We start from the raw sequence: 23,825 nt of genomic DNA, 5'->3' as shown, positions 1-23,825 counted from the left end.
CGTCACACGGCGTTGTGAGTGGTTACGATGACGGCTCGGGGCGATCAGCCCAGGCGCGCGAAGGAGACGAACCGCAGGTGGCAAGGGCAAGGCAGGCCGTGAACGAAGCCCGCAGGATCGTCGTGAAGGTGGGATCCTCCTCCCTGACCACCGCCGCGGGCGGCCTGGACGCCGACCGCGTCGACGCGCTGGTCGACGTCCTCGCCAAGAGCCGCAGCGGCGGCGAGAAGGAGATCGTCCTCGTCTCCTCCGGTGCCATCGCCGCCGGCCTCGCCCCCCTCGGCCTGCGCCGCCGCCCCAAGGACCTCGCCCGCCAGCAGGCCGCCGCCAGCGTCGGCCAGGGCCTGCTCGTCGCCCGCTACACGGCCTCCTTCGCCCGCTACGGCGTCCGCGTCGGCCAGGTGCTGCTGACCAGCGACGACATGAGCCGCCGCGCCCACCACCGCAACGCCTCCCGCACCCTCGACAAGCTGCTCGCCATGGGTGCCCTCCCGGTCGTCAACGAGAACGACACCGTCGCCACCGACGAGATCCGCTTCGGTGACAACGACCGCCTCGCCGCGCTCGTCGCCCACCTCGTCCGCGCCGACCTGCTGGTGCTCCTCTCCGACATCGACGGCGTCTACGACGGCGACCCCGGCCGGCCGGGCACCTCGCGGATAGCGCAGGTGCGGGGCCCGCAGGACCTCGCCGGCGTCGAGATCGGCAGCGCGGGCAAGGCCGGGGTCGGCACCGGCGGCATGGTCACCAAGGTCGAGGCGGCCCGCATCGCCGCCGCCGCGGGCATCCCGGTGGTGCTGACCAGCGCCGTCCACGCCGCCGAGGCACTGAGCGGCGGCGACACCGGCACCTACTTCCACCCCACCGGCAAGCGCTCCGCCGACCGGCTGCTGTGGCTCCAGCACGCGTCCACCCCGCAGGGGGCGCTGATCCTGGACGACGGGGCGGTCGACGCCGTGGTCAAGCGCCGCCTCTCGCTGCTGCCCGCCGGGATCGCAGCCGTCGAGGGCGAGTTCAGCGCCGGCGACCCGGTCGAACTGCGCGACGCCTCGGGGCACGCGGTGGCCCGCGGGCTCGTCAACTTCGACGCCAAGGAGATCCCCCGGCTGATCGGGCGTTCCACCCGCGAGCTGGCCCGCGAGCTGGGACCGGCGTACGAGCGGGAGGTCGTACACAGGGACGACCTCGTGCTCCTGCACGCGTAAAAACGGGGCGCGGGCACCGCCTTCAGGCGGGGACGTTCCGCAAAACCGCCCCACGGAGCCATACGGCCTGCTCAACTTTGTCTCAGGAACACGTTCCCGAGCGCTCGATGAAGGAGGCCGTCGTGAGACGAGTTCGCCCTGGGGCGGCATCCCGCGGTGCCCTGACGAGCGTCGCGGCCGGGGACGCCTATGAGGCGCCCAAGGACCTGCCCCGGCTGTGGCACGTCACCCTCAGCGTGGCCGGTCCGCAGGTCCCGCTCCAGGACCTGCGGCGGGCTCTCGAGCAGTTGGCCCACGACCACCCCTTCCTGCTGACCAGCAGATACGCCGGCGACCACGCGGAGATCCGGTACTGGGAGGAGGCCCGCGACCTGCACGACGCGGCGGCCGTCGCCCTGCGCCTGTGGGGCGAGCACCGGCAGAGCGCCGGGCTGCCGCCCTGGGAGATCGTCGGCCTGGAGGTCATCGACCGCGAGACCTACCACCAGCGCATCGCCGCGGGCTACGGACCGGCGCCCGCCACACCCGTAGGCGTACACCCGTTCTAGCCCGGGAGGGGTTCACCCCCTTTTGCGGCGTCTCGGGGTGTGGAACGGCCGCCGGACCGACCCGTGCCGCGCACTACCCTTCCCTCATGACCACGCTCTCCCCGTACGACTCGATGTCCCCGGTCACCCAGGCCGCCTACCGGGCCAAGGCCGCTGCCGCCCAGCTTGCGCCACTGCCGCGCGCCGCGAAGGACGACGCGCTGCTCGCCATCGCCGACGCCTTGGAGGTCCGTACGGCCGAGATCGTCGAGGCCAACGCCAAGGACGTGGCCAAGGCCCGGGAGAACGGCACCAGCGAGGCCATCGTCGACCGGCTCACCCTGACCCCCGAGCGGGTCCGGGCCATCGCCGGCGACGTCCGCGACGTCGCGAAGCTGCCCGACCCGGTCGGTGAGGTCGTCCGCGGCTCCACCCTCCCCAACGGCATCGACCTGCGCCAGGTCCGCGTCCCGCTCGGCGTCGTCGGCATCATCTACGAGGCCCGCCCCAACGTCACCGTGGACGCCGCCGCGCTCTGCCTGAAGTCCGGCAACGCCGTCCTGCTGCGCGGCTCCGCCTCCGCCTACGCGTCCAACAGCGCCCTGGTCCGGGTGATCCGGGACGCCGTCGGCGGTGCCGGGCTGCCCGCCGACGCCGTCCAGCTCGTACCCGGCGAGAGCCGCGACAGCGTGCGCGAGCTGATGCGCGCCCGCGGGCTGGTCGACGTCCTCATCCCGCGCGGCGGCGCCTCCCTGATCCAGACCGTGGTCAACGAGTCCACCGTCCCCGTCATCGAGACCGGCACCGGCAACTGCCACGTGTACGTCGACGCCCACGCCGACATCGACATGGCGGTCGACATCCTGATCAACTCCAAGGCCCAGCGGGTCAGCGTCTGCAATGCCGCCGAGACCCTTCTCGTCCACCAGGACATCGCCGCCGAGTTCCTGCCGCGCGCCCTCGACGCCCTCGCCGAGGCCGGGGTCACCGTCCACGCCGACGGGCGGGTGCTGGCCTACGCCGAGGGCTCCAAGGCCACCGTCGTCGAGGCGACCCCCGAGGACTGGGAGACCGAGTACCTCTCCCACGACATCGCCGCCGCCGTGGTCGACTCGCTGGACAAGGCCGTGGAGCACATCCGGCTGTGGACCTCCGGCCACACCGAGGCGATCGTCACCACCTCGCAGCAGGCCGCCCGCCGGTTCACCCAGCTGGTCGACTCCACCACCGTCGCCGTGAACGCCTCCACCCGCTTCACCGACGGCGGCCAGTTCGGCTTCGGTGCGGAGATCGGCATCTCCACCCAGAAGCTGCACGCCCGCGGCCCGATGGGCCTGCCGGAGCTGACCAGCACCAAGTACATCGTCACCGGCGACGGGCACGTCCGCCCCTGAAGATCGCTCGTTCGGCGGCGGCCGGAAGCTGTCTCAAAGCCGTCTCACCAGGCAGACGAATTTCCATACCGTCTGCCCAAATTGACCCCCCAGGTCTACCCTGGACCCGTGCCGGAGGACGTGGGGGGCACGCCGTTCCCTGACGGCTGGGAGCCCGACGACGACCACGACCACGGGGTGTCGGACGAAGAGTTCGCCTCCGTGGTCTTCGACGAGGCCTTCGTCAAGGCGGCCACGGTTCATGAACCGACCGCCGTCGAACGCCTCCTTGCCGCCGCACAGGCCAGAGCCGAGGCCTCCGAGGCGGAGGCCCGCCGCGCCCGCGCCAGAGCCGAGCGCTACGAGGAGAAGTACGGCCTCGAGGGGACCGATTTCGGTCATGATCAGGACGAGGACGAGGACGAGCTGGACGATCCCTACGTCCTCTCCGACCGCCACAGCCCCTTCGGCCCCTACGGCAGACAGGTCCGCTGGCACCGCCCCATCGCCTGGCTGCTCGCCCTCGTGATGGGCGTCGGCATGGTCGCGCTGGCCTTCGCCGCGGTCTACCGCGGCGCCTCCTCCGGTACCCGTGACCGGGTGCCCGCACCCGCCTCCACCGGCCCGGAACAGGGCGGCGGCGCATCGGCTCCCTCATCCGCCGACGAGCGTTCCCGGACGGCCGTCTCAGCCGTCCCCCGCTCTCCCTGAAGCGCCCGCGCACGCCTGGTGAGAACCTGTCAGAAGTTGGCGTGCAGCGGGGCGTTTACCCGAGGGCCGCGAGACCCACTCTGAAAGTATGGGCGGGCCTGCAGACCCACCGGAGGGGACACCCGAGCAGGGCCCCGGCGGTGCGGAGGACGAGTACCGATCCGTCGTCTTCGACGAATCGTTCGTACGTGCTGCCCGCCTCCAGGAGTACTCCGCCGAGGAGCGCATGGCCGACCACGCGCCCGCCGTACGCCGTCGCCCGGCCATGTACCGCGGACTGTCCCGGCAGGCCCTGATCCTCCTCCTGCTGATCGCCCTCGCCTTCAGCACCGCGATCTACATGGGCCTCCGCCACTCCTACGACACCCCACAGGCCCGGCGGCCCGTGGAGCCCCTGCGGATGACCGTCATCCCGCTCGCCCCGCAGGGCAAGGTGCCCGGCGCCGCCGACGCCGAGACCCTGTACGCGCACAGCCCCGCCGCCCAGTTCGAGGTCGGCGCCGAGGGGATACCGCTGCCCGCCTCCCGCGCCACCGCCCACTTCTCCGAGAGCCAGGTCGTGGCCGCCCTGGCCACCACCAAGGACTACATCGTCCGGTCCTCCCTCTACCCCGAGGTGCTGACCGGACGCCAGGTCCGCCCGGCCCGCGCCCTGCTCGACGCCGGCCAACTGGGCCAGTTCGACCAGAGCTTCGAGCACCCGGCGGCGGACGGCCGGCACGCCCCCACCGGCTGGCTGGTCCGCCTCGACCCCTCCAGGGCACAACTGGCCGACGACAAGATCCGCGTCCAGGGCAGCCTGCAGGCCGCCGAAGCCGACCCGGCCACCCTGGAGATCACCGCGGACCACACCTTCGTCTACGCGCTGCGCCCGACCGGCTCCGCCAAGGCGGCCGTCTCCCTGTTCACCGTCCGCCGCGAGCTGACCTTCCGCTTCGACCGCGACGACCTGCGCACCCACCAGATCCAGCTGGTCACGTCCTCCGTCCAGGCCGGCCCCCTGGCCTGTGCCGAGGACTCCGTCTCCTACCTCCGCCCCCTCCTGGCCGGCCAGACGGCCAGGACCGGCGGCCCCGCGGGCACCAACCCCTACGAGACCGACAGCCCCACGTCCCTGTGCGGGACGCTGGCCACGGGGGCCGAGCCGAACAGGTGAGGCGGCCGGGTGCGAGGCGGCCGGGTGCGAGGCGGCCGAAGGTGCCGGGCGGACAGGGTGCGAGCCGGGCCGGCCTCGCTACCGGTCTTCTGCCTCGCCGTCCTGCGGCGTCGCGTCGGTCGGGCCCTGCTGCGCAGGGGGCGGGCTCGTGAAGCCGTCGAAGCCGCGCCGCACCCGGCCGCCCAGGCCGCCCGCGCCGCCCGCCAGATCCGTGACCAGCTTCATCAGCGGGTCCTTGGAGGCCTTCACATCGTCGGCGTAGCTGGCCGCCGACTCCCGGAACGAGCCACTGACCGAGGTGTCCTTGTCCTCACTGCGCCGCGGGTAGTGCCCGTCCATGAGCCGCTGGTAGTCCCGGGACTCCGCCCACTTCTTCAGCTCGGCCGCGCGGATGGTGGCGAAGGGGTGCGAACGGGGCAGCACGTTGAGGATCTTCAGCACGGAGTCGCGCAGATCACCCCCGGAGTCGTACTCCTCGGCCTGCTCCAGAAACGCGTCCACGTTCATCTCGTGCAGATGGTTGCCGCCCGCCATCTTCATCAGGCCCCGCATCGAGGCCCGCACGTCCTGCCCCACCAGCAGGCCCGCCCGGTCCGCGGACAGCTCCGACTTGCGGAACCACTCCCTGAGCGCCGTCACGATCGCCATGATCGCCACATTGCCCAGCGGGATCCAGGACACCTTCAGCGCCAGGTTCGTCAGGAACAGCAGGATCGTGCGGTACACCGAGTGCCCCGACAGCGCGTGGCCCACCTCGTGGCCGACCACCGCCCGCATCTCCTCCTCGTCGAGCAGCTCGACGAGCCCGGTGGTGAGGACGATGACCGGCTCGTCCAGCCCGATGCACATGGCGTTGGGCTGCGGGTCCTGCGTGACGTACATCGGCGGGACCTTCTCCAGGTCCAGGATGTAACAGGCGTCCAGCAGCATGTCGTGCAGGTGTGAGAACTGGCGCTGGGAGACCCGCACCGAGTCGGACAGGAACAGCAGTCGCAGGCTCCGCTCCGGCAGCAGTCCGCTCAGCGCCTTGAACACGGTGTCGAAACCGCTCAGCTTGCGCAGCGCCACCAGAGCCGACCGGTCGGCCGGATGTTCGTAGGCACGGGAGGAGATCCCGGGGAAGCGCATGCGCTGCCTGCTCGGCACCCGCTCGTGCCCGGTCCCGTACAGGCCGTCGTCGGACATGTCATCCCCCATGTGCGTGTGAGTGTCCACTGTGCCCCCGAGGCGGAGCCCAGCCTAGGCGGAGATACCGTGGACGGGCAGTACAGCCGAAGGAGTCCACGTGATGGAGCATCACCCCGCAGCCGCCTGGCTGACCGAGGCCGCCACCAGCGCCGTCCAGCAGCACGGGACGGGGAATCTGCTCCGGATCGTCCTGGTCGTGATGGTCCTGGGCTGCGCGCTGACCGCCTGGTTCCTGCTGCGCGGCTACAAACGGAAGGACGACTGACCGGCCGCGGAGGTTCCCCGGACCGCCCGCTCCTGCCGCCGCCCGTCCCCAACGGCGGAGTCGGGGTGATCGGCGCGGGGGCGCCCGCTTACGATGAGCCGACATCTTTATCCCGCCCACACGCGATAGGTCCTGCCGAAGATGAGCTTCCACAGCGCCGCAGCCCAGTTGGTCACCCTCGCCGCCGAGGGCGAGGAGCACGGAGGTCACCACAACAGCCTGAACCCGGCCGTCACCGGCGGCGGCGCCCTGATCGTCCTGCTCCTTCTGCTGTGGGTCACCACGCGCTTCAACCGCGACCGCTGAGCCGAGAAGGCGGAGCACCCCGCCCCGGCAGGGGGTCCGAGGCCGGGCCGGTAGGGTCTGCACGCATGGGAAAGCAGGACATGCCTACCGGTCCGGCGAACGAGTACGGTGGCGCCAGGGCGAAGCACCCGCAGGACGGCCCGGGCCACGGCCCCGCCCACTCGGGCAAGCGACGCCTGGGCGTCATGGGCGGAACGTTCGACCCGATCCACCACGGACACCTCGTGGCGGCCAGTGAGGTCGCCGCACAGTTCCACCTGGACGAGGTGGTGTTCGTGCCCACCGGCGAGCCCTGGCAGAAGTCCCACCGCACGGTCTCCGCGGCCGAGGACCGCTACCTGATGACGGTCATCGCCACCGCCGAGAACCCGCAGTTCTCCGTCAGCCGTATCGACATCGACCGCGGCGGTCCCACCTACACCGTGGACACCCTGCGCGACCTGCGCGCCCTCAACCCCGACACCGACCTGTTCTTCATCACCGGCGCCGACGCCCTCGCCCAGCTGCTGACCTGGCGCGACAGCGCGGAGCTGTTCTCCCTCGCGCACTTCATCGGCGTCACCCGCCCCGGCCACCACCTGACCGACCCGGGCCTGCCGGAAGGCGGCGTCACCCTCGTCGAGGTGCCGGCGCTCGCCATCTCCTCCACAGACTGCCGTGCGAGAGTCGCCAAGGGCGAACCCATCTGGTACATGGTGCCGGACGGAGTCGTGCGCTACATCGACAAGCGCCAGCTGTACCGCGGCGAGTGAGCCGAGAGGGGCACCGGTGAACGACCGATACGACGCGGGGTACGGGAGCGACCAGTACGTACTCGTCGGCTACGACGAGTACGGGCAGCCCGTGTACCGGCAGGTCCCGGTACAGCAGGCTCCGCAGCGGACCTACGACCCGTACACCCAGCAGGCGGGCTACGGCTACGACCCTTACGCCACCGGGCAGCAGCAGCCCGTACCGCCCTACGACACCGGCCGGCAGCAGCCGCAGCCCCCGTCGTACGACGGGTACGGCTCCTACGACCCCCACGACCCCTACGGTACGGCGGCCCAGGGCCAGGCCCCGGCGTACGACCCCTACGGGCAGGCGGCGAGCAGCGGCCGACAGCCCCGGGTCGTCCCCGAGCAGACCGCCCACATCCCGCAGCAGACCCCGCACATCCCGCAGCAGACCCCGCATATCCCGCAGCAGGCCGGCCCGGCCGAGGAGGCATACGCCCCGCAGGAGGCCGAGGGGCAGCGGCCCGCGGAGGAACGGGACTATCGCACCGAGCAGTTCGCCTTCGTGGAGGAGCCCGACGGCGACTCCGAGGACGTCATCGACTGGCTGAAGTTCACCGAGAACCGCACCGAGCGCCGAGAGGAGGCCCGCCGCCGCGCCCGCAGCCGGATCGTCGCCCTCGTCGTCGTCCTCGCGCTGGTCGCCGTCGGTGGTGCCGGCTACCTCTGGTACGCCGGAAAACTCCCCGGCCTGTCCTCCTCCGGCGGCAGCACCGCCCAGGCCACCGCCGTGGGTGCCCAGAAACGCGACGTGATCGTCGTGCACCTGCACAACACCGCCAAGGGCGGCACCTCCACCGCGCTGCTGGTCGACAACACCACCACCAAGCAGGGCACCACCGTCCTGCTGCCGAACTCCCTCGCGCTGACCGGTGACGACGGCTCCACCACGACCCTCGCCAAGTCGGTCGACGACGACGGCGCCTCCGGCACCCGTGACCAGCTCGGCGCCGTCCTCGGCACCGACATCCAGGGCACCTGGCGGCTGGACACCCCCTACCTGCAGAACCTCGTCGAGCTGGTCGGCAACATCGACATCGACACCAATGCCGACGTGCCCGACCCCGACGCCAAGAAGAAAGGCGCCTCGCCGCTCGTCCACAAGGGCTCGGACCAGACCCTCAGCGGCAAGATGGCCGTCGCCTACGCCACCTACCGCGCCACCGGCGAGTCCCAGAACGCCCAGCTGGAGCGGTTCGGGCAGGTCATGCAGGGCGTGCTGCGCAAGCTGTCCTCGGACCCGGCGGGGGCCACGGTGACCGTGCAGACACTCGCGCAGATCCTTGACCCGCCGCTCACCGACAAGGACCTCGGTGCCTTCCTCGCCAAGCTCGCCGACCTCGCCAAGGGCGGCGACTACAAGACGGCCCTGCTGCCGGTGCAGGCCGACGGCACGCTGAGCGCGAGCACCAGTGACAGCGTGGTGAAGGACATCCTGGGCGGCACTGCCAAGAGCCCCGACGCGGGATCCGCGGTCCGGGTCTCCGTCCAGAACGCCACCGGCGCGAAGGACAACACCGAGAAGGCCCGTGTGGTGCTCCTCAACGGCGGCTTCACCTTCCTGGAGGGCGGCAGCGCGTCCGGCACCCGGACCACGTCGAGGGTGGTCTACGCGGACGCCGCAGACAAGGAGAACGCCACCGAGGTCGCCAAGACGCTGGGCCTGCCGGCCGGCTCGGTGGCCAAGGGCACCGTCTCCTCCGGAGCCGACGTCTCGGTGGTCCTGGGAACGGACTACCGGCCCGGCGCCTCCTGACTCCGGTCGGTGCACCCCACGTGCCGTCGTCATCACGTGGGGTGCGCCAGGCGGACCGTGAGACCCTTGAGGTCCAGTGACCGCCGACCGAAAGCTTCGTAGTGACCGCCACCGACCGTTCTCTTGAGCTCATCAACACCGCCGCCCAGGCGGCGGCCGACAAGCTCGCCCACGACGTCATCGCCTACGACGTCAGCGACGTGCTGTCGATCACGGACGCATTCCTGCTGGCCTCCGCGCCCAGCGACCGCCAGGTAAAGGCGATCGTGGACGAGATCGAGGAGCGCCTGCTGAAGGAACTCGGCGCCAAGCCGGTGCGCCGTGAAGGCGACCGCGAGGCCCGCTGGGTCCTGCTCGACTACGTCGACATCGTCGTCCACGTCCAGCACAGCGAGGAGCGCGTCTTCTACGCCCTTGAGCGGCTGTGGAAGGACTGCCCCGAGATCGAACTGCCCGCCGACGCCAAGGCCACCCGGGGCAAGGCCGAGGAGCACGCCCGCCTGCAGGCCGCCGAGGAGCCGGGCGGGGAGTGGTGATGAGCGCCACCGGCGAGGTGACCGACCGCAAGAACCGGGGCCGCCGCATCATCCTGTGGCGGCACGGCCAGACCGCGTGGAACGTGGAGCGCCGCTTCCAGGGCAGCACCGATGTCGCGCTCACCGAGGCCGGTATGGGCCAGGCACGCCGGGCCGCCCGGCTGCTCGCCTCCCTGCGGCCCGACGCCATCGTCTCCTCGGACCTGCAGCGGGCCGCGAGCACGGCCGCCGAACTGGCGGCACTCACCGGGCTCGACGTCAGTTGCGAGGAAGGCCTGCGCGAGACCTACGCCGGTGTCTGGCAGGGGCTGACGCACGAGGAGATCATCGCCCGGTACGGCGAGGAGTACGCCGCCTGGAAGCGCGGCGAGGCGGTCCGCCGTGGCGGCGGCGAACTGGAGACGGAGGTCGCCGACCGAGCCGCCCCCGTCGTGCTGCGGCACGTCGAGAAGCTGCCCGAGGACGGCACCCTCGTGGTGGTCAGCCATGGTGGCACCATCCGCACCACCATCGGCCGGCTGCTGGGCCTGGAGGCCCAGCACTGGGAGAGCCTCGGCGGCCTCTCCAACTGCTGCTGGTCCGTGCTGGGCGAAGGCGCCCGCGGCTGGCGCCTGCTGGAGCACAACGCGGGCACCCTCCCGGAGCCCGTCCTCGGCGACGACACCTGAGCCCGGGACCCCGGATTTCACTTTCCGGCAGGTCGCAGGCTAAAGTTCTTCTTGTTCGCCCCGCCGAGCGGGAAGAACACCAGGGGCTATAGCTCAGTTGGTAGAGCGCCTGCATGGCATGCAGGAGGTCAGGAGTTCAATTCTCCTTAGCTCCACTGGTCGACACTCTGTTGAGTTGTCAAAGATCGGTGATGAGGATCCCGTCCCCTCTCAGGGGACGGGATTTTCTGCATTCCACCCCGGGGTGCGCTCCCGGGTCTCCCGCAGGAACGCCACCTTCCGGCGCGTCTCCTCCTCCTCCGGCGTGTAGACCACGATCCGGCACTCGGGCATCCCGTCGATCGACAGCGACTGCGAGGTCATCCGCATCTCACCCACCGCCTCGTGCCGGAACGTCTTCACCCGCGGTCCCGGCGGCGCCACCACCCCGCTCTCCCACAGCTGCGCGAAGGAGGGGCTCGCCGCGGACAGGGCCCGTATGTACTCCTCCCAGGCCGGCTCGCCCACATGTCTGCCGTAGGCGGACCGCAGCGTCGCCACCATCAGCGGCAGCTCCTGCTCCCGGTGCACCACCGGGCAGGCCGCCTCCGACACCGTGAACAGCATCCACAGCACGTTCGACACGCCCATCCGCAGCGTCTCCGGCACCGCGAACAGGGCGCGGTAGGCCGCGTTCGTGGCGAGGATGTCGTACCGCGCGTTGTAGACCACCGCGGGCTGCGGGTCGAGCGCGTCGATGATCCCCTGCACCTCCGGACCGATCCGCCGGGTCACACACTGCGGATCCGGGTCGAAAGGCACCTCCGCCAGCCGGTAGAGATGCTCGCGCTCCGGCGGGTCCAGCCGCAGCGTGCGCGCGACCGCGTCCAGCACCTGCGCCGACGCGTTGATCGGGCGGCCCTGCTCCAGCCACGTGTACCAGGTCACGCCCACGCCGGAGAGCTGGGCGACCTCCTCCCGCCGCAGCCCGGGTGTGCGCCGCCGCAGCCCCGGCGGCATGCCCACGTCGGCCGGTTTCACCCGCGCCCGCCTGCTGCGCAGGAAGGCGGCCAGCTCGGGCCTGCGGCGTTGTGTCCTCGTACCCATCGTCGTTCCCCGTTCCCCCGTCTTCCGTCCCCATCGTCCGGATCAGGCCCGTCTCCTGCCAGGTGCTGGCAGTACCAGCATCAGCGGGCACTCGGCACCCTTACCGGTGTGTCGCGAGGCTCGATGCCATGACGACGACACCTCGAACCGTGCTGGGCTCCGCGCCCGGTGCGGGCCCTGCGATCAGTGAAGCACCGACCACTGACAGTGAAGCACCCGGCACTGACAACCGGTCCCGGGTACTGCTCGCGGCCCTGCTCACCGCCATGTTCATGGCCGTCCTCGACGTCTTCATCGTGAACGTCGCGGCCCCCACCATCGGTTCCGACCTCGACGCCTCGGGCGCCGACCTGCAGTTGGTGATCGCCGGCTACACCATCAGCTACTCCGTGCTGCTGATCACCGGCGCCCGGCTCGGCGACCGGCTCGGCCACGGCCGGGTCCACCTCGCCGGGCTCGCCCTGTTCACGGCCGCCTCACTCGCCTGCGGCCTGGCGCAGGGATCGACCGAGCTGATCGTGTTCCGGCTGGTGCAGGGCGTCGGTGCGGCGCTGATGATCCCGCAGGTGCTCAGCCTGATCCAGCGGACCTTCACCGGCGAGGCCCGGGTCCGGGCGCTCGGCGTCTACTCGGCGGTCCTCGCCGTGGGCGCGGCAGCCGGGCAGGTCGTCGGCGGTGTGCTGGTGAGCGCCGACCTGTTCGGCACCGGCTGGCGGCCGGTGTTCCTGGTCAACGTTCCCGTCGGCGCCGTACTGCTGGTGCTGGGCCGGCGCATCCTGCCGCTCGGCGGCTCGGCGAAGGAGGAGCGGGCCCGCACCCTCGACCTGCCGGGGCTGGTGCTGCTGGCCGCCGCCGTGTCGCTGCTGACCGTGCCACTGGTGCTCGGGCAGGAGGAGGACTGGCCGCTGTGGTCCTGGCTGTCGCTGGCCGGCGCCGTGGTGCTGTTCGCGCTGTTCTGCGGCTACGAGGCCGGGCTGGCCCGGCGCGGCGGCGCCCCGCTGATCGCGCCGCGAGTGCTGCGCCACCCCGGCATGGGCCTGGCCGTCTTCCGTGTCCTTGCCGTCATGTCGGTCAACGCCGGTTTCCTCTTCGCGCTGACGCTGCACGTCCAGGGCGGTCTCGGCTACAGCGCCCTGCGGGCCGGGCTGAGCTTCGCCCCGACCGCGGCCGTCTTCGGCGCCGTCAGCCTGACCTGGCGGAGGTGGCCCGCCGCCTGGCAGCGGGCACTCACCCCGGTCGGGTTCGCGCTCGCCGCGGTGTCCGTGGCCGGGGTGGGACTGTCGTTCCACGGTGGCGGCGACGGCGGCGCGGTGCTCTACGCCGCGTACGCCGGCATGGGGGTGGGGCTCGCGCTCGCCTTCAGCCCGACGCTCACCCGGGCGCTGGCCACGGTGCGGCCCGAGGACGCGGCGGACGCCAGCGGTCTGCTGGCAACGGTCACCCAGCTCGGCCAGCTGCTCGGCGTCGCGGTCTTCGGCACACTGTTCCTGAACCGGCTTGAGTCACTCGGGGTTCCGCGGGCGTATACCTCTGCGGAGGCGCTGTGGGGCTGCGCGTGCGCGCTGGCCGCGCTGGCCGCGGTGGGCGCCGTGTCCGGACTGGTACTGAGGCGTCGCTGACCGTATTGGTCCGGCCGTGGCAGAATCAAACGGCCGGAAGGGGGCGCGGCCCGACGGGAGGGAGCAGTGGTGCCTGAGAGCATCCTTGAGGAGGGCGGCGACCTCCTCGGTGCGGCGTTGATACGGGACACGGCGACCCGGCTCAGCTGCCCTTCCTGCGGTTCCGCGCATGTGGCCCAGGTTCTCGGGGACAACGGCGGAATCTCCTACGTGTGCACGGCCTGCGGCCACAGCTGGAGCTGATCGATGGGTGCCCACAGGCGGAAGTGCGACTGGTGCGGCAGCGGAACGCCGATCGTCCGGGACATGGAACCGGTCAATCCCGATTACCAGTACTGGTGCGAGGAATGCGCGCGGGCGCTGATCATAAAAGGCGACCCGATCGAGACCTACCGGGAACTGGAGGGCGAGCCGATCTATGGCCGCCTGCTGGAAGAGCACTGCACGCTCAAGCGGTTCTATTCCTTCGTCACGGCCTGACCACTCCTGAGCGCTTTCTCCGCACCGGCAACGATGTCCGGGCCGGCGCGAGGAACAGCGCACCGGTTGCTCCGTAGAGGGCGGGCAGCGTCAATCGCTCTCCTTCCTGCCGCAGTTGGGGTCTTCCGGCGCCGCGGGGGAGCGGCAGCGGGCCGCGCTCACCCCGGCGGCTTGCCGGTCCTGGTGTGCGGCAGGCGGGCCGGAACGCCGCGCGGGCCTGGTCCGCGGTGTCCTCGGCGTGCCCCGTGGCCCCACGCGGAACACCGCGCCGGTTCACCACCGCCACGAGTCGTGCGCCAGGGCGACCCCCGCGCCCAGCGTCGCCCCGCGTCGGCCCCGCGAAGGCGACAGCCGCCCTGGCCGTAGCCATCACAGTCCCCAAAGCCGACATCGATGCCCGTATCGGCCCGTACCGGAAACCGATTTGGTGCTACGCCCCGGGACCTGTAATGTTTACGTCGTCGCCGGGGGAACCGGGCGAGACAACAAAACAAGGGGCTATAGCTCAGTTGGTAGAGCGCCTGCATGGCATGCAGGAGGTCAGGAGTTCAATTCTCCTTAGCTCCACACAAATCGAAGGCGGATCATCCGAAGGATGGTCCGCCTTCGGCGTGTTGCGGAACGCGGCGGCCGAGAAGAAGGGGCGGGCCCCCGAACCGGGTGCCCCGCCCTTCCTGTGTGCTCAGCGCCCTTCCTGTGTCCTCAGCGGCCCAGCGCCCGCCGGCCGCGGCCCTGGGAGAGAACCGGCAGGTTGCGCGTCGGTTCCTGTGCGCGGGTGTCCTCCTCGATGCGCAGGGCGAGCGCCGGGCAGCGACGCACCGCACGCAGCGCCTTCGCCTCCGCATAGCGCGGCACCTGCGCCTGCGCGACGGTCGGGAAGCCGTCGGCGCCCAGCTCGAAGACCTCCGGGAGGATGTCGGCGCACAGCCCGTGCCCCCGGCACAGGGTCCAGTCGACGTAGATCTTCTGGCGGCTCGCGCCGGCCTCTGCCGGTCCCACGCCGCCCGGGACGCCCGCCGGGGCCCTGCCGCCCTCGAAGAGCGGCAGAACGCCCTCCACGGGCCGTCCGCAGCCGTTCCCGAGGACATGGGCGGCCAGGTCGCCGGTGAACGCCCTGATGGTCGACTCCAGGAACATCGCGGAGCCGTCCGGATGCGAACACGCCCCGCGCCGCTTCACGTTCCTCGCGACCTGCTTCAGCGCCTCCAGGGCGGCCGGGCCGCCGCCGTCCAGGATGTCCTCCATGCCACGCGCGGCGGCAGGCAGTCCGAGGTAGCAGGGGCCGCACTGGCCCGCACTCTCCTCGGCCAGCCACTGCGCCACCCGCAGCGACTCGCCCAGCGCACAGGTCTCCTGGCTGATCGGCAGGATCGCCCCGGCGCCCAGCGAACCGCCGACCGCGTCCAGGGAGTTGCGGGAGATGATCGCCTCGTCGGCGGTCGCCGCGTCGATCCACTTGCCGTGGTAGCCGCCGGTGAGCACGCCCTGCGGCACCGGCGGAGCACCGGCCATGTGCAGCACGTAGCGCAGCGGCACACCCGTGGGTATTTCGATCACCATGGGGCGGGCGACCGCGCCGGAGACGGTGAGCATGACGGTACCCGGCTCGTCGTACAGACCGGTGTTGCCGTAGCGGTCCGGGCCGATGCGTGCGGCGACGGCCAGCTGTGCGAACGTCTCGGCGTTCGACAGCAGCGTAGGCGCCCCGCCGACGCCGCTCTGCGAGGCGCTGGTCTTGCGGCCGGGCGGGATCGGCGGGCCGCCGTCGATCGAGCGGATCAGCGACGCGGCGGCACCGGTGACCATGCGCACCGGGTTGCGCTGCACCCACGCGCGCAGGGCCGACCTACGGCTGTTGCTCAGCCCGCGTTCGGCGAGCGCGGCCTCCATGGAGCGCTGGGTGGACTCCCGGGTGACCCCCACCACGAGCGTGCGGGCACCCAGGGCCTCGGCGCACAGCAGCGCGCCGTCCAGGATGAGGTGCGGGGCCCGGTTGATGAGCACCGTGTCCTTGCGACAGGCCGGCTCGTCCTCGCTGCCGTTGACGACGACGACCGGCCGTACGCCGCGCCTGATCGCGGACTCGGCGACCGAACGCAGCTTCTTGTGGAAGGGAAACCCGGCGCCGCCGCGCCCCTTGAGGCTGATCCGCTCGGCGAGCTGGGCGAGCTGTTCGCCGCCCAGGGGGTCGAGCGGCCCGTGCACCTTCAGGTGCATGGGCAGGTCGAGTCGTTCCACAAGGTCGAAGCCCGACGTGAGCTGGGGGAGCCCGACGACGCGGACCTCGGGAACGTCGGGCAGGGCCTCGTTCACTCAAAGCCTCCGGAAGGCGTGTTCCAGGGTTCGCCCGATCCCGGCGCGCCGAAGGGCGCTCCGGGCAGCGTTTCGGTGGCGGGACCGCCGTTGAACGTGTCACCCGGGTGGTACGTGCCATGACGGCCGTTCGTCTCACCGGTGTCGTACGGATCACTCCCGCCGTATCCGCCGACGCCCAAACCGTCGTACACCGGCACGCCCGGACCGTCGTACACCGGCATGGCGCGGCCGGTGTCCCGCACCGGGTCGTAGGCGGACGGCGCGGCCTCACCGACCGGCGGCGGGGACGGGATCGGCCAGCTGCCCGAGGAGCCGGAGGGGCCGCCCGCGCGGCCCGCGGTGGACACCGCCCGGTAGGCGGCGGCGAAGCCGGACACGGGCTCCGGGGCCGGGACGGGGGACGGGTACGGCGAGGCGAAGAGGGGACCCGTCGAGCCGGCGGGCGACGGCCTCCGCTCGGGCCGGCCCTCGTAGCCCGGCAGCGCGGACCCCCGGGCGCGGACGGCGTCCAGGTCGTCCGGCCCCGGCCGCTCCGGGCTGCCGAACAGCGCCGCGAGCCGGTCGGCGATCCTGCGCTTGACCGGACGCGGGGCCGAGCGCAGCGCCAGGGCGCCCATCACGCCCAGCAGGGACAGGATGTAGAGGATCACGAAGACGGGCTTGGCCTGGCGGCCCGCGTACAGGCCGTGCACCAGCGCCGCGCACCACGCCGGGTAGGCCAGCATGTGCATGGCCCGCCACCGGGCGGCTACGGGGGCCGGGGTGGCGAAGTTGCTGCGCAGGGCGCCGGTGACGCCCACGAAGATCATCAGCAGGCCCGCGAGCGAACCCAGTCCGATCAGACCGGCGATTCCGGTGACACCGAGCGAGAAGGGGACGACCGCGGCGATCAGCCGCGTGTGGCCGAGCGAGACCTTGATGGTGATGTGCAGCAGCAGGAACGCGATGGAGGCGATCCCCGTCGTCCGGTGCACCGCCTGGCCGACGATCCGCTGCCGGGCGTTCAGAAAGATGCGGTCCTGTGCGAACAGGCCCCAGATCACGGAGCAGCTGAGCGAGACGAGGGACATCACGCCCGCGCCGAAGTTCAGGAAATCGCGGAACCGGCTGCCGCCGGCCAGCACGGTCACGGGAAGGAGCAGCGAGGTGACGGCGGTCGCCGCCCCATAGGCCGACCGGCCTGGTTTGGGAAGCGAGCTGGTGCTACGACGACGGTTCATGGGGGCAACTCCGAGCAGTTTCGGGAAAGCGGTCCCGCTGCCGAACTCTAGGTGGCGCCATACCGATCAGTACGGGGTTTGAGTCATTGCGTTGTTATCGACGGACAATGTGACTGAGTGATGTCCCTTGGCGGGTGTTATGCGAAGCGGTCCTCGCCCTCGGTTCAGTTCCGTCCACGTTCCTGGCATGTCCACAAGGCATACGGAACCGCGTCGCTGCTTGCTCAAAGGGTGCGGTACCCTGGCGCCATGCGTGCCGTACGCCTTCTGCTTAGCGGGCCGCGCTGATCAGTACCGACCGGTGGTTGCAACCGTGGTCGGCATCGGCGCGGCGTCCCCTCCTGTGCGAGGGGTTTTTTCGTTTCTTTGGATGTCGCAGCCGCAGGCAGAGACGATCGATGGAGCTTTGAGGATCATGAGCGAGACGAACCCCGCTGCCACCGCCGAGGTAGCCGCGCCGCACCGCTACACGGCCGCCATGGCGGCCGAGATCGAGGCACGCTGGCAGGACTTCTGGGACGCCGACGGGACCTACGCGGCACCCAACCCCAAGGGCGACCTGGCCGGCGACGCCGCGGTGGCCGCGAAGCCCAAGAAGTTCATCATGGACATGTTCCCGTACCCCTCGGGTGCGGGCCTGCACGTCGGCCACCCGCTGGGCTACATCGCCACCGACGTCTACGCCCGGTTCCAGCGCATGACCGGCCACAACGTCCTGCACACCCTCGGCTTCGACGCCTTCGGCCTGCCCGCCGAGCAGTACGCCGTGCAGACCGGCACGCACCCGCGCGTGTCCACCGAGGCCAACATCGAGAACATGAAGGCCCAGCTGCGCCGGCTGGGCCTGGGCCACGACAAGCGCCGGTCCTTCGCCACGATCGACCCGGACTACTACAAGTGGACCCAGTGGATCTTCCTGCAGATCTTCAACTCCTGGTACGACGACGAGGCGAAGAAGGCCCGCCCGGTCTCCGAGCTGATCGCCCAGTTCGAGTCCGGTGAGCGCGCCATCGCGGGCACCACGCGCGCGTGGAACGAACTGACCGCCGCCGAGCGCGCCGACGTCCTGGGCGAGTACCGCCTGGCCTACGCCTCCGACGCGCCCGTCAACTGGTGCCCCGGCCTGGGCACCGTGCTGGCCAACGAGGAGGTCACGGCCGACGGCCGCTCCGAGCGCGGCAACTACCCCGTCTTCAAGGCGAAGCTGCGCCAGTGGAACATGCGCATCACCGCCTACGCCGACCGGCTGCTGGAGGACCTGGACGCGCTGGACTGGCCCGAGGCCATCAAGCTGCAGCAGCGCAACTGGATCGGCCGCAGCGAGGGCGCCCGAGTCGACTTCCCGATCGACGGCGAGCGCATCACGGTCTTCACCACGCGCCCGGACACCCTGTTCGGCGCGACCTACATGGTGCTGGCCCCCGAGCACCCGCTGGTCGAGAAGTTCACCCCGGCCGCCTGGCCGGAGGGCACGCACGAGGCGTGGACCGGTGGCCACGCCACCCCCGCCGAGGCCGTCGCCGCCTACCGCGCGCAGGCCGCCTCGAAGTCCGACGTGGAGCGCCAGGCCGACGCCAAGGACAAGACCGGTGTCTTCACCGGTGCGTTCGCGACCAACCCGGTCAACGGCGAGAAGGTCCCCGTCTTCATCGCCGACTACGTCCTGATGGGGTACGGCACCGGCGCGATCATGGCCGTCCCGGCGCACGACACACGTGACTTCGCCTTCGCGCGCGCCTTCGAGCTGCCGATCCGCTGCGTCGTCGAACCGACCGACGGCCGCGGGACCGACCCGTCGACGTGGGACGACGCCTTCGCCTCCTACGAAGCGAAGATCGTCAACTCCTCCGGTGACGACGTGAAGCTGGACGGCCTGGGCGTCACCGACGCCAAGGCCCGCATCACCGAGTGGCTGGAACGCAAGGGCATCGGCGAGGGCACCGTCAACTTCCGCCTGCGCGACTGGCTGTTCAGCCGCCAGCGCTACTGGGGCGAGCCCTTCCCGATCGTCTACGACGAGGACGGCATCGCGCACGCCCTGCCCGAGTCGATGCTGCCGCTGGAGCTGCCCGAGGTCGAGGACTACAGCCCGCGCACCTTCGACCCGGACGACGCCGACACCCAGCCCGAGACGCCGCTGTCGCGCAACGAGGAATGGGTCAACGTCACCCTGGACCTGGGCGACGGGCCGAAGAAGTACCGCCGTGAGACCAACACCATGCCCAACTGGGCCGGTTCCTGCTGGTACGAGCTGCGCTACCTGGACCCGCACAACGAGCGGCAGCTGGTCGACCCGGAGATCGAGCGGTACTGGATGGGCCCGCGCGAGGGCCAGCCGCACGGCGGTGTCGACCTGTACGTCGGCGGCGCCGAGCACGCCGTACTGCACCTGCTGTACGCCCGCTTCTGGTCCAAGGTCCTGTTCGACCTGGGGCACGTCTCCTCCGCGGAGCCGTTCCACAAGCTGTTCAACCAGGGCATGATCCAGGCCTACGTGTACCGCGACAGCCGGGGCATCGCGGTGCCGGCCGCCGAGGTGGAGGAGCGCGACGGCGCCTACTACTACCAGGGCGAGCAGGTCACCCGCCTGCTGGGCAAGATGGGCAAGTCCCTGAAGAACGCGGTGACCCCGGACGAGATCGCCGCCGAGTACGGCGCCGACACGCTGCGCCTGTACGAGATGGCGATGGGCCCGCTGGACGTCTCCCGCCCGTGGGACACCCGCGCGGTGGTCGGCCAGTTCCGGCTGCTGCAGCGGCTGTGGCGCAACATCGTCGACGAGAACACCGGCGAGGTCACCGTCACCGGTGCCGAGCCCGATGAGGAGACGCTGCGCGCCCTGCACAAGGCGATCGACGGGGTACGACAGGACCTGGAGGGCCTGCGGTTCAACACCGCCATCGCCAAGGTCACCGAGCTGAACAACCACCTGACCAAGGCCGGCGGCGCGGTGCCGCGCTCGGTCGCCGAGCCGCTGGTGCTGATGGTGGCCCCGCTGGCCCCGCACATCGCCGAGGAGCTGTGGCGCAGGCTGGGCCACACCGACTCGGTCGTCCACCAGGACTTCCCGGTCGCCGACCCGCAGTACGTGGTCGACGAGACCGTGACCTGCGTCGTGCAGATCAAGGGCAAGGTCAAGGCCCGCCTGGAGGTGCCGCCGACGATCTCCGAGGAAGAGCTGGAGAAGGTCGCGCTGGCCGACGAGAAGGTCGTGGCCGCGCTGGACGGTGCCGGCATCCGCAAGGTGATCGTGCGCGCGCCGAAGCTGGTGAACATCGTTCCCGCGTAAGCACCGGCAGCGGCCGGCCGGCTCGACCGTCTCGACCGGCTCGGGGTAGTCCCTTACGGGCAGGTTCGGGGTTCTTGCGGAACCCCGGACCTGCCCGCTGCGTTTACCGTGGAGAGCGCAGCGGCTTGCGCCGTGCCGGGCGGAGGAGGAGCGTCGTGGAAGCAGTGATCATCGTGTTCACCTTGCTCTTCCTGCTGTTCATCGGGCTCGGCGTGTACGCCACGGTCAAGGCGGTCGGCGCCGCCAAGCGCGGGGTCGACCGGACGATCGCGCAGGCCCGCCGCACGGTCGAGGACCACACCCTGCGCGCCAGGTCCTTCGTCCAGACCGGCCCGGCCGGTGAGGTCGCCCAGCTGCGGCTCACGCTGCGCACCTCGATGCGCGCCACCCAGGACGCCCTGCACACGGGCGTGGCCGAGGACGCATCCCTCAAGGAGTCCCTCGGCCTCTTCGAGCGGCTCAGCGCGCACGGACACGAACTGGACGCCGAACTCAGGCGCCTGGAGACCGAACCGGACCAGGCGGCACTCACCGCCCGGCTGCCGGAGCTGCGCCGCCGCACCGAACGCATCACCAAGTCCGCGGACTCGCTGCGCTGGGCGGCCCGCGACCGGGCCCGCCACTTCGCCGACGACGACCTGGACGCGCTCAGCGCCGAGATAGACGTCGAGGCGGGCGCCCTGCGCCACTGGACGCGTTCCACCGCACCGGATCCGCAGCCCCGGCCGGAAGCGCACGGCTCCCGCGCCGAGGATCCGACGACCCCGGCGATCACCCCGCCGTCGCGGCGCCCTGCCTACCCTTGGGAGAAGAAGGCCCGTCCCGAGAGCACCACATGACAGCGCCGGGTCCGTACCGCACGGCAGGGGGCCGGGCTGCCGTGTGAACGCTACGGCAGGTAACCTCCAGCTCATGTCCCGCCATGTCGCGATCGTCACCGATTCAACGGCCTACCTGCCGCCGCGGACGATGGAGCGCCACGGCATCACCGCGGTGCCCCTGACCGTGGTCCTCGGTGACCAGGCACTCGAAGAGGGCACGGAGATCTCCACCCGTTCCCTCGCGCAGGCCCTGCAGAAGCGGCGCCCGGTCACTACCTCCCGCCCCAGTCCCGAGCTGTTCGCGGAGACCTACCGCAGAGTCGCCGAGTCCGGTGCGAGCGGCATCGTCTCCCTCCACCTCTCCGCCGAGCTGTCCGGCACCCACGACGCGGCGGTCCTCGCGGCGCGCGAGGCGCCGGTACCCGTGCGGGTGGTGGACACCGGGATGGTCGCGATGGCACTGGGCTTCTGCGCGCTCGCCGCGGCCGAGACGGCAGAGGCCGGCGGGACCGTGGACGAGGCCGTCACAGCAGCCGAGAAGCGGGCTGCGGGTACCTCCGCCTACTTCTACGTGGACACCCTCGACTATCTGCGCCGCGGTGGTCGCATCGGCGCCGCGCAGGCGCTGCTCGGTTCCGCGCTCGCCGTCAAACCGCTGCTCCAACTCGAGGACGGCCGTATCGAACTCCTCGAAAAGGTCCGCACGGCGTCCAAGGCGATCGCCCGCCTGGAGGAGATCGTCGCCGAACGGGCGGGCTCCGCCGAGGTCGACATCGCCGTCCACCATCTTGCCGCCCCCGACCGCGCCGCCGCGCTCGCCGACCGGCTGCGGGAACGGGTGCCAGGCGTGGCTGACCTGCATGTCAGTGAGGTCGGTGCGGTGATCGGGGCGCACACCGGGCCCGGGCTGCTGGGAGTGGTCGTCTCGCCGCGCTGACCCGGTCACCTCCGCCTTGTCCTGCCTCGCCTTTGCTGCATCTTTCACCCGTACGGGTGGCGAAGTTATCCACAACTGGGCGGTAATCCTCGGGAATTGAACAAGATCATCGCGGAACGGTGAGATGCCCGATCCTCGTCGCATGGCACTTCGACCACGCTCACGCACAGCCACAGCGACCAGCGGCCCGGGCCGCGGCCCCACCTCCGACGGCCGGGTCCGCCACCGCCGCCCCACCCACCACAGGCGAGGCCCTGCCGCCCCGGCGGAGGAACTGCGCCGCCGGGCGGAACTCCTCTTCGGTGAACGAGCCGTGCAATGGAGGGAGTCGGGCAACGCCCCGCCGGACGGAAGGATCGCGACGCCCGTGTCGCTTGCGGCACCCGAGGCCGCCGCGTCCGAGTCTGCACCGCCCGAGTCTCAACCGTCCGAGTCTCAACTGCCCGAGTCCGAACTGCCCGAGTCCGAACTGCGCGAGTCCGAACTGTCCGAGTCCGAACTGTCCGGGCCTGAACCGTCCGAGATCGAACCCTCCGAGGGTGAACCACCGCAGGCTGCAGACGCTTTGGAGGCGGCGGGGCCGGTTGTGCCGAGCCGGCGGGAGCGGGTCGGTCTGGCGCTGCGGGAGCGGGTACCGGTGTGGTTGCAGACGCGGTACGGGGTGGAGCGGCGCGGGGTGATCGCGCTCTGCGTGGTGCTGCTGGCCGCCGCTCTCCTCGCCGTACAGCACTTCTGGGCAGGCCGGACCCAGTCCGTGAGTGCTCCCCAGGTGGTGCGGGCGCAGGCCCCGTTCGACAAGCGGACCGACGAGGGAAGGGGCGAAGACGAGGGAAGGGGCGAAGGAGAGGCGGCCGGTGATCGGACGGCCGGTGCGCCCTTGGGGGTCTCGGGGACACCGGGTGGAGAGATCGTCGTGGACGTCGGGGGCAAAGTCAGGCATCCCGGCGTCCAGCGATTGCCGACCGGTTCACGGGTGACCGACGCGTTGCGGGCGGCCGGCGGGGTGCGCCCGGGCGTGAGCATCGAGGGGCTCAACCGGGCCCGCTTCCTGGTGGACGGTGAACAGGTCGTCGTCGGGACGCCGCCCGGGGCACCGGCCCAGCCCGGCCCTGCCGCCGGGGGCGGCCCCGGAGCGGCCGGCGCAGGTTCCACGGCGCCCGTCTCCCTCAACACAGCGACCGCGGACCAGCTCGAGACCCTGCCCGGAGTCGGTCCCGTGCTGGCCCAGCACATCATCGACTACCGCACCCGACACGGCGGCTTCCGCTCGGTGGACGAACTGCGTCAGGTCAACGGCATCGGCGACCGCCGCTTCGCCGACCTGCGAAGCCTGGTCCGGCCATGAGTCCGACACGGGACGCCGAACGGGGACATGGGGATCGGGCGGTGCCGGCGCGGGGCGTGAGTGAGGGTGACGCGCGTGACCGTGACGTGCGGGACGGTGAGCCGCCGCGGCACGGGGTCTCCGGGGCGGTCGCCGGGCGCGCCGCGGAGCAACGACTTTCGCGGCCGGTGGCGGTCGGGCAGGCCGTGGGGGCAGAGCCGCCCGGGGAGCGGCTGCCGGGGCGCACGGGCGGGCGGCGGTCCCGC

Annotated in this window: 22 protein-coding genes and 2 tRNA genes; 20 read left to right on the top strand and 4 right to left on the bottom strand. The window is 71.4% G+C overall.

The window, feature by feature from the left end; translation table 11 throughout:
* Positions 1-98: 98 nt before the first annotated feature.
* From proB to K7G59_RS22650, 5 genes are all read left to right on the top strand, one after another.
* The gene (proB, locus tag K7G59_RS22670) at positions 99-1,205 is read left to right on the top strand and encodes a glutamate 5-kinase (RefSeq protein WP_225837077.1); all 1,107 of its coding nucleotides are present in this window, start codon (positions 99-101) and stop codon (positions 1,203-1,205) included.
* A 122-nt stretch (positions 1,206-1,327) separates the two neighbouring features.
* The gene (locus K7G59_RS22665) at positions 1,328-1,753 is read left to right on the top strand and encodes a hypothetical protein (protein ID WP_374114259.1); all 426 of its coding nucleotides are present in this window, start codon (positions 1,328-1,330) and stop codon (positions 1,751-1,753) included.
* 86 nt (positions 1,754-1,839) lie between these two features.
* The gene (locus K7G59_RS22660) at positions 1,840-3,126 is read left to right on the top strand and encodes a glutamate-5-semialdehyde dehydrogenase (RefSeq protein ID WP_225837039.1); all 1,287 of its coding nucleotides are present in this window, start codon (positions 1,840-1,842) and stop codon (positions 3,124-3,126) included.
* Positions 3,127-3,207: 81 nt separating this feature from the next.
* A complete protein-coding gene (locus tag K7G59_RS22655) occupies positions 3,208-3,816 on the top strand; it encodes a hypothetical protein (RefSeq protein ID WP_225837037.1) in 609 nt (202 codons plus the stop codon).
* A gap of 88 nt (positions 3,817-3,904) precedes the next feature.
* Positions 3,905-4,972, top strand: a complete 1,068-nt coding sequence (locus K7G59_RS22650) for a hypothetical protein (protein ID WP_225837035.1) — start codon at positions 3,905-3,907, stop codon at positions 4,970-4,972.
* Between the two features lie 78 nt (positions 4,973-5,050).
* Here K7G59_RS22650 and K7G59_RS22645 read toward each other — a convergent pair whose 3' ends face one another.
* Complete coding sequence (locus tag K7G59_RS22645; RefSeq protein ID WP_225837033.1) at positions 5,051-6,157, bottom strand: M48 family metallopeptidase; 1,107 nt, start codon at positions 6,155-6,157, stop codon at positions 5,051-5,053.
* Between the two features lie 103 nt (positions 6,158-6,260).
* Between K7G59_RS22645 and K7G59_RS22640 the strand changes: the two genes are divergently transcribed.
* From K7G59_RS22640 to K7G59_RS22610, 7 genes are all read left to right on the top strand, one after another.
* Positions 6,261-6,425 (top strand): hypothetical protein, encoded by a 165-nt coding sequence (locus K7G59_RS22640; protein WP_225837031.1) that lies wholly within the window; start codon positions 6,261-6,263, stop codon positions 6,423-6,425.
* A gap of 141 nt (positions 6,426-6,566) precedes the next feature.
* Positions 6,567-6,731 carry a hypothetical protein gene (locus tag K7G59_RS22635; RefSeq protein ID WP_225837029.1) on the top strand — a complete coding sequence of 55 codons (165 nt, stop codon included), beginning with the start codon at positions 6,567-6,569 and terminating at the stop codon, positions 6,729-6,731.
* 65 nt (positions 6,732-6,796) lie between these two features.
* Entirely contained in the window at positions 6,797-7,483 is a 687-nt protein-coding gene (gene nadD / locus K7G59_RS22630) for a nicotinate-nucleotide adenylyltransferase (protein ID WP_225837028.1), read from the top strand.
* 16 nt (positions 7,484-7,499) lie between these two features.
* Positions 7,500-9,263, top strand: a complete 1,764-nt coding sequence (locus K7G59_RS22625; protein ID WP_225837027.1) for an LCP family protein — start codon at positions 7,500-7,502, stop codon at positions 9,261-9,263.
* Between the two features lie 101 nt (positions 9,264-9,364).
* The gene (gene rsfS / locus K7G59_RS22620) at positions 9,365-9,799 is read left to right on the top strand and encodes a ribosome silencing factor (RefSeq protein ID WP_225837026.1); all 435 of its coding nucleotides are present in this window, start codon (positions 9,365-9,367) and stop codon (positions 9,797-9,799) included.
* A complete protein-coding gene (locus K7G59_RS22615; RefSeq protein WP_225837025.1) occupies positions 9,799-10,467 on the top strand; it encodes a histidine phosphatase family protein in 669 nt (222 codons plus the stop codon). Before rsfS ends, K7G59_RS22615 begins: the two co-directional genes overlap by 1 nt.
* An 82-nt stretch (positions 10,468-10,549) precedes the next feature.
* Positions 10,550-10,622 (top strand) — tRNA-Ala (locus K7G59_RS22610).
* Positions 10,623-10,677: 55 nt separating this feature from the next.
* On the opposite strand, the gene K7G59_RS22605 is transcribed toward K7G59_RS22610, so the two are convergent.
* The gene (locus tag K7G59_RS22605) at positions 10,678-11,553 is read right to left on the bottom strand and encodes a helix-turn-helix transcriptional regulator (protein WP_225837024.1); all 876 of its coding nucleotides are present in this window, start codon (positions 11,551-11,553) and stop codon (positions 10,678-10,680) included.
* 266 nt (positions 11,554-11,819) lie between these two features.
* On the opposite strand from K7G59_RS22605, the gene K7G59_RS22600 reads away from it, so the two are divergent.
* From K7G59_RS22600 to K7G59_RS22585, 4 genes are all read left to right on the top strand, one after another.
* Complete coding sequence (locus tag K7G59_RS22600; protein ID WP_225837076.1) at positions 11,820-13,172, top strand: MFS transporter; 1,353 nt, start codon at positions 11,820-11,822, stop codon at positions 13,170-13,172.
* 69 nt (positions 13,173-13,241) lie between these two features.
* A complete protein-coding gene (locus K7G59_RS22595) occupies positions 13,242-13,415 on the top strand; it encodes a hypothetical protein (RefSeq protein WP_225837023.1) in 174 nt (57 codons plus the stop codon).
* Between the two features lie 3 nt (positions 13,416-13,418).
* Positions 13,419-13,652: a hypothetical protein gene (locus tag K7G59_RS22590; RefSeq protein ID WP_003976229.1), complete on the top strand. Its 234-nt coding sequence runs from the start codon at positions 13,419-13,421 to the stop codon at positions 13,650-13,652.
* Between the two features lie 494 nt (positions 13,653-14,146).
* Positions 14,147-14,219 (top strand) — tRNA-Ala (locus K7G59_RS22585).
* Between the two features lie 135 nt (positions 14,220-14,354).
* Here K7G59_RS22585 and K7G59_RS22580 read toward each other — a convergent pair.
* Together K7G59_RS22580 and K7G59_RS22575 are read right to left on the bottom strand one after the other, a co-directional pair.
* The gene (locus tag K7G59_RS22580; RefSeq protein WP_225837022.1) at positions 14,355-15,965 is read right to left on the bottom strand and encodes an NADH-quinone oxidoreductase subunit NuoF family protein; all 1,611 of its coding nucleotides are present in this window, start codon (positions 15,963-15,965) and stop codon (positions 14,355-14,357) included.
* The gene (locus K7G59_RS22575) at positions 15,962-17,188 is read right to left on the bottom strand and encodes a cytochrome b/b6 domain-containing protein (protein ID WP_225837021.1); all 1,227 of its coding nucleotides are present in this window, start codon (positions 17,186-17,188) and stop codon (positions 15,962-15,964) included. The genes K7G59_RS22580 and K7G59_RS22575 overlap by 4 nt, the downstream gene beginning before the upstream one ends.
* Before the next feature lie 415 nt (positions 17,189-17,603).
* Between K7G59_RS22575 and leuS the strand changes: the two genes are divergently transcribed.
* The 4 genes from leuS to K7G59_RS22555 all read left to right on the top strand — a co-directional run bounded on the left by leuS (position 17,604) and on the right by K7G59_RS22555 (position 23,580).
* Positions 17,604-20,477, top strand: a complete 2,874-nt coding sequence (gene leuS / locus K7G59_RS22570) for a leucine--tRNA ligase (RefSeq protein ID WP_225837018.1) — start codon at positions 17,604-17,606, stop codon at positions 20,475-20,477.
* A 155-nt stretch (positions 20,478-20,632) separates the two neighbouring features.
* Complete coding sequence (locus K7G59_RS22565; protein ID WP_225837016.1) at positions 20,633-21,316, top strand: hypothetical protein; 684 nt, start codon at positions 20,633-20,635, stop codon at positions 21,314-21,316.
* A gap of 73 nt (positions 21,317-21,389) precedes the next feature.
* The gene (locus K7G59_RS22560; RefSeq protein ID WP_225837013.1) at positions 21,390-22,235 is read left to right on the top strand and encodes a DegV family protein; all 846 of its coding nucleotides are present in this window, start codon (positions 21,390-21,392) and stop codon (positions 22,233-22,235) included.
* Positions 22,236-22,377: 142 nt separating this feature from the next.
* Positions 22,378-23,580, top strand: coding sequence for a ComEA family DNA-binding protein (locus K7G59_RS22555; RefSeq protein WP_225837010.1), 1,203 nt, complete (start codon positions 22,378-22,380; stop codon positions 23,578-23,580).
* Positions 23,581-23,825 lie beyond the last annotated feature (245 nt).

The sequence above is a fragment of the Streptomyces sp. NK08204 genome (assembly GCF_020400585.1).
GTDB lineage: Bacteria > Actinomycetota > Actinomycetes > Streptomycetales > Streptomycetaceae > Streptomyces.
Note: the sequence above shows the minus strand (reverse complement) of the source record. Positions and strands in the feature narration are given on the sequence as shown.

Coding starts and splice junctions, on each gene's coding strand:
- K7G59_RS22650 (WP_225837035.1), top strand. CDS start 3,905: ATGGGCGGGCCTGCAGACCCACCGGAGGGGACACCCGAGCAGGGCCCC.
- K7G59_RS22660 (WP_225837039.1), top strand. CDS start 1,840: ATGACCACGCTCTCCCCGTACGACTCGATGTCCCCGGTCACCCAGGCC.
- K7G59_RS22600 (WP_225837076.1), top strand. CDS start 11,820: ATGTTCATGGCCGTCCTCGACGTCTTCATCGTGAACGTCGCGGCCCCC.
- K7G59_RS22555 (WP_225837010.1), top strand. CDS start 22,378: ATGGCACTTCGACCACGCTCACGCACAGCCACAGCGACCAGCGGCCCG.
- leuS (WP_225837018.1), top strand. CDS start 17,604: ATGAGCGAGACGAACCCCGCTGCCACCGCCGAGGTAGCCGCGCCGCAC.
- K7G59_RS22560 (WP_225837013.1), top strand. CDS start 21,390: ATGTCCCGCCATGTCGCGATCGTCACCGATTCAACGGCCTACCTGCCG.
- K7G59_RS22590 (WP_003976229.1), top strand. CDS start 13,419: ATGGGTGCCCACAGGCGGAAGTGCGACTGGTGCGGCAGCGGAACGCCG.
- K7G59_RS22605 (WP_225837024.1), bottom strand. CDS start 11,553: ATGGGTACGAGGACACAACGCCGCAGGCCCGAGCTGGCCGCCTTCCTG.
- K7G59_RS22640 (WP_225837031.1), top strand. CDS start 6,261: ATGGAGCATCACCCCGCAGCCGCCTGGCTGACCGAGGCCGCCACCAGC.
- K7G59_RS22615 (WP_225837025.1), top strand. CDS start 9,799: ATGAGCGCCACCGGCGAGGTGACCGACCGCAAGAACCGGGGCCGCCGC.
- K7G59_RS22575 (WP_225837021.1), bottom strand. CDS start 17,188: ATGAACCGTCGTCGTAGCACCAGCTCGCTTCCCAAACCAGGCCGGTCG.
- K7G59_RS22635 (WP_225837029.1), top strand. CDS start 6,567: ATGAGCTTCCACAGCGCCGCAGCCCAGTTGGTCACCCTCGCCGCCGAG.
- nadD (WP_225837028.1), top strand. CDS start 6,797: ATGGGAAAGCAGGACATGCCTACCGGTCCGGCGAACGAGTACGGTGGC.
- K7G59_RS22645 (WP_225837033.1), bottom strand. CDS start 6,157: ATGTCCGACGACGGCCTGTACGGGACCGGGCACGAGCGGGTGCCGAGC.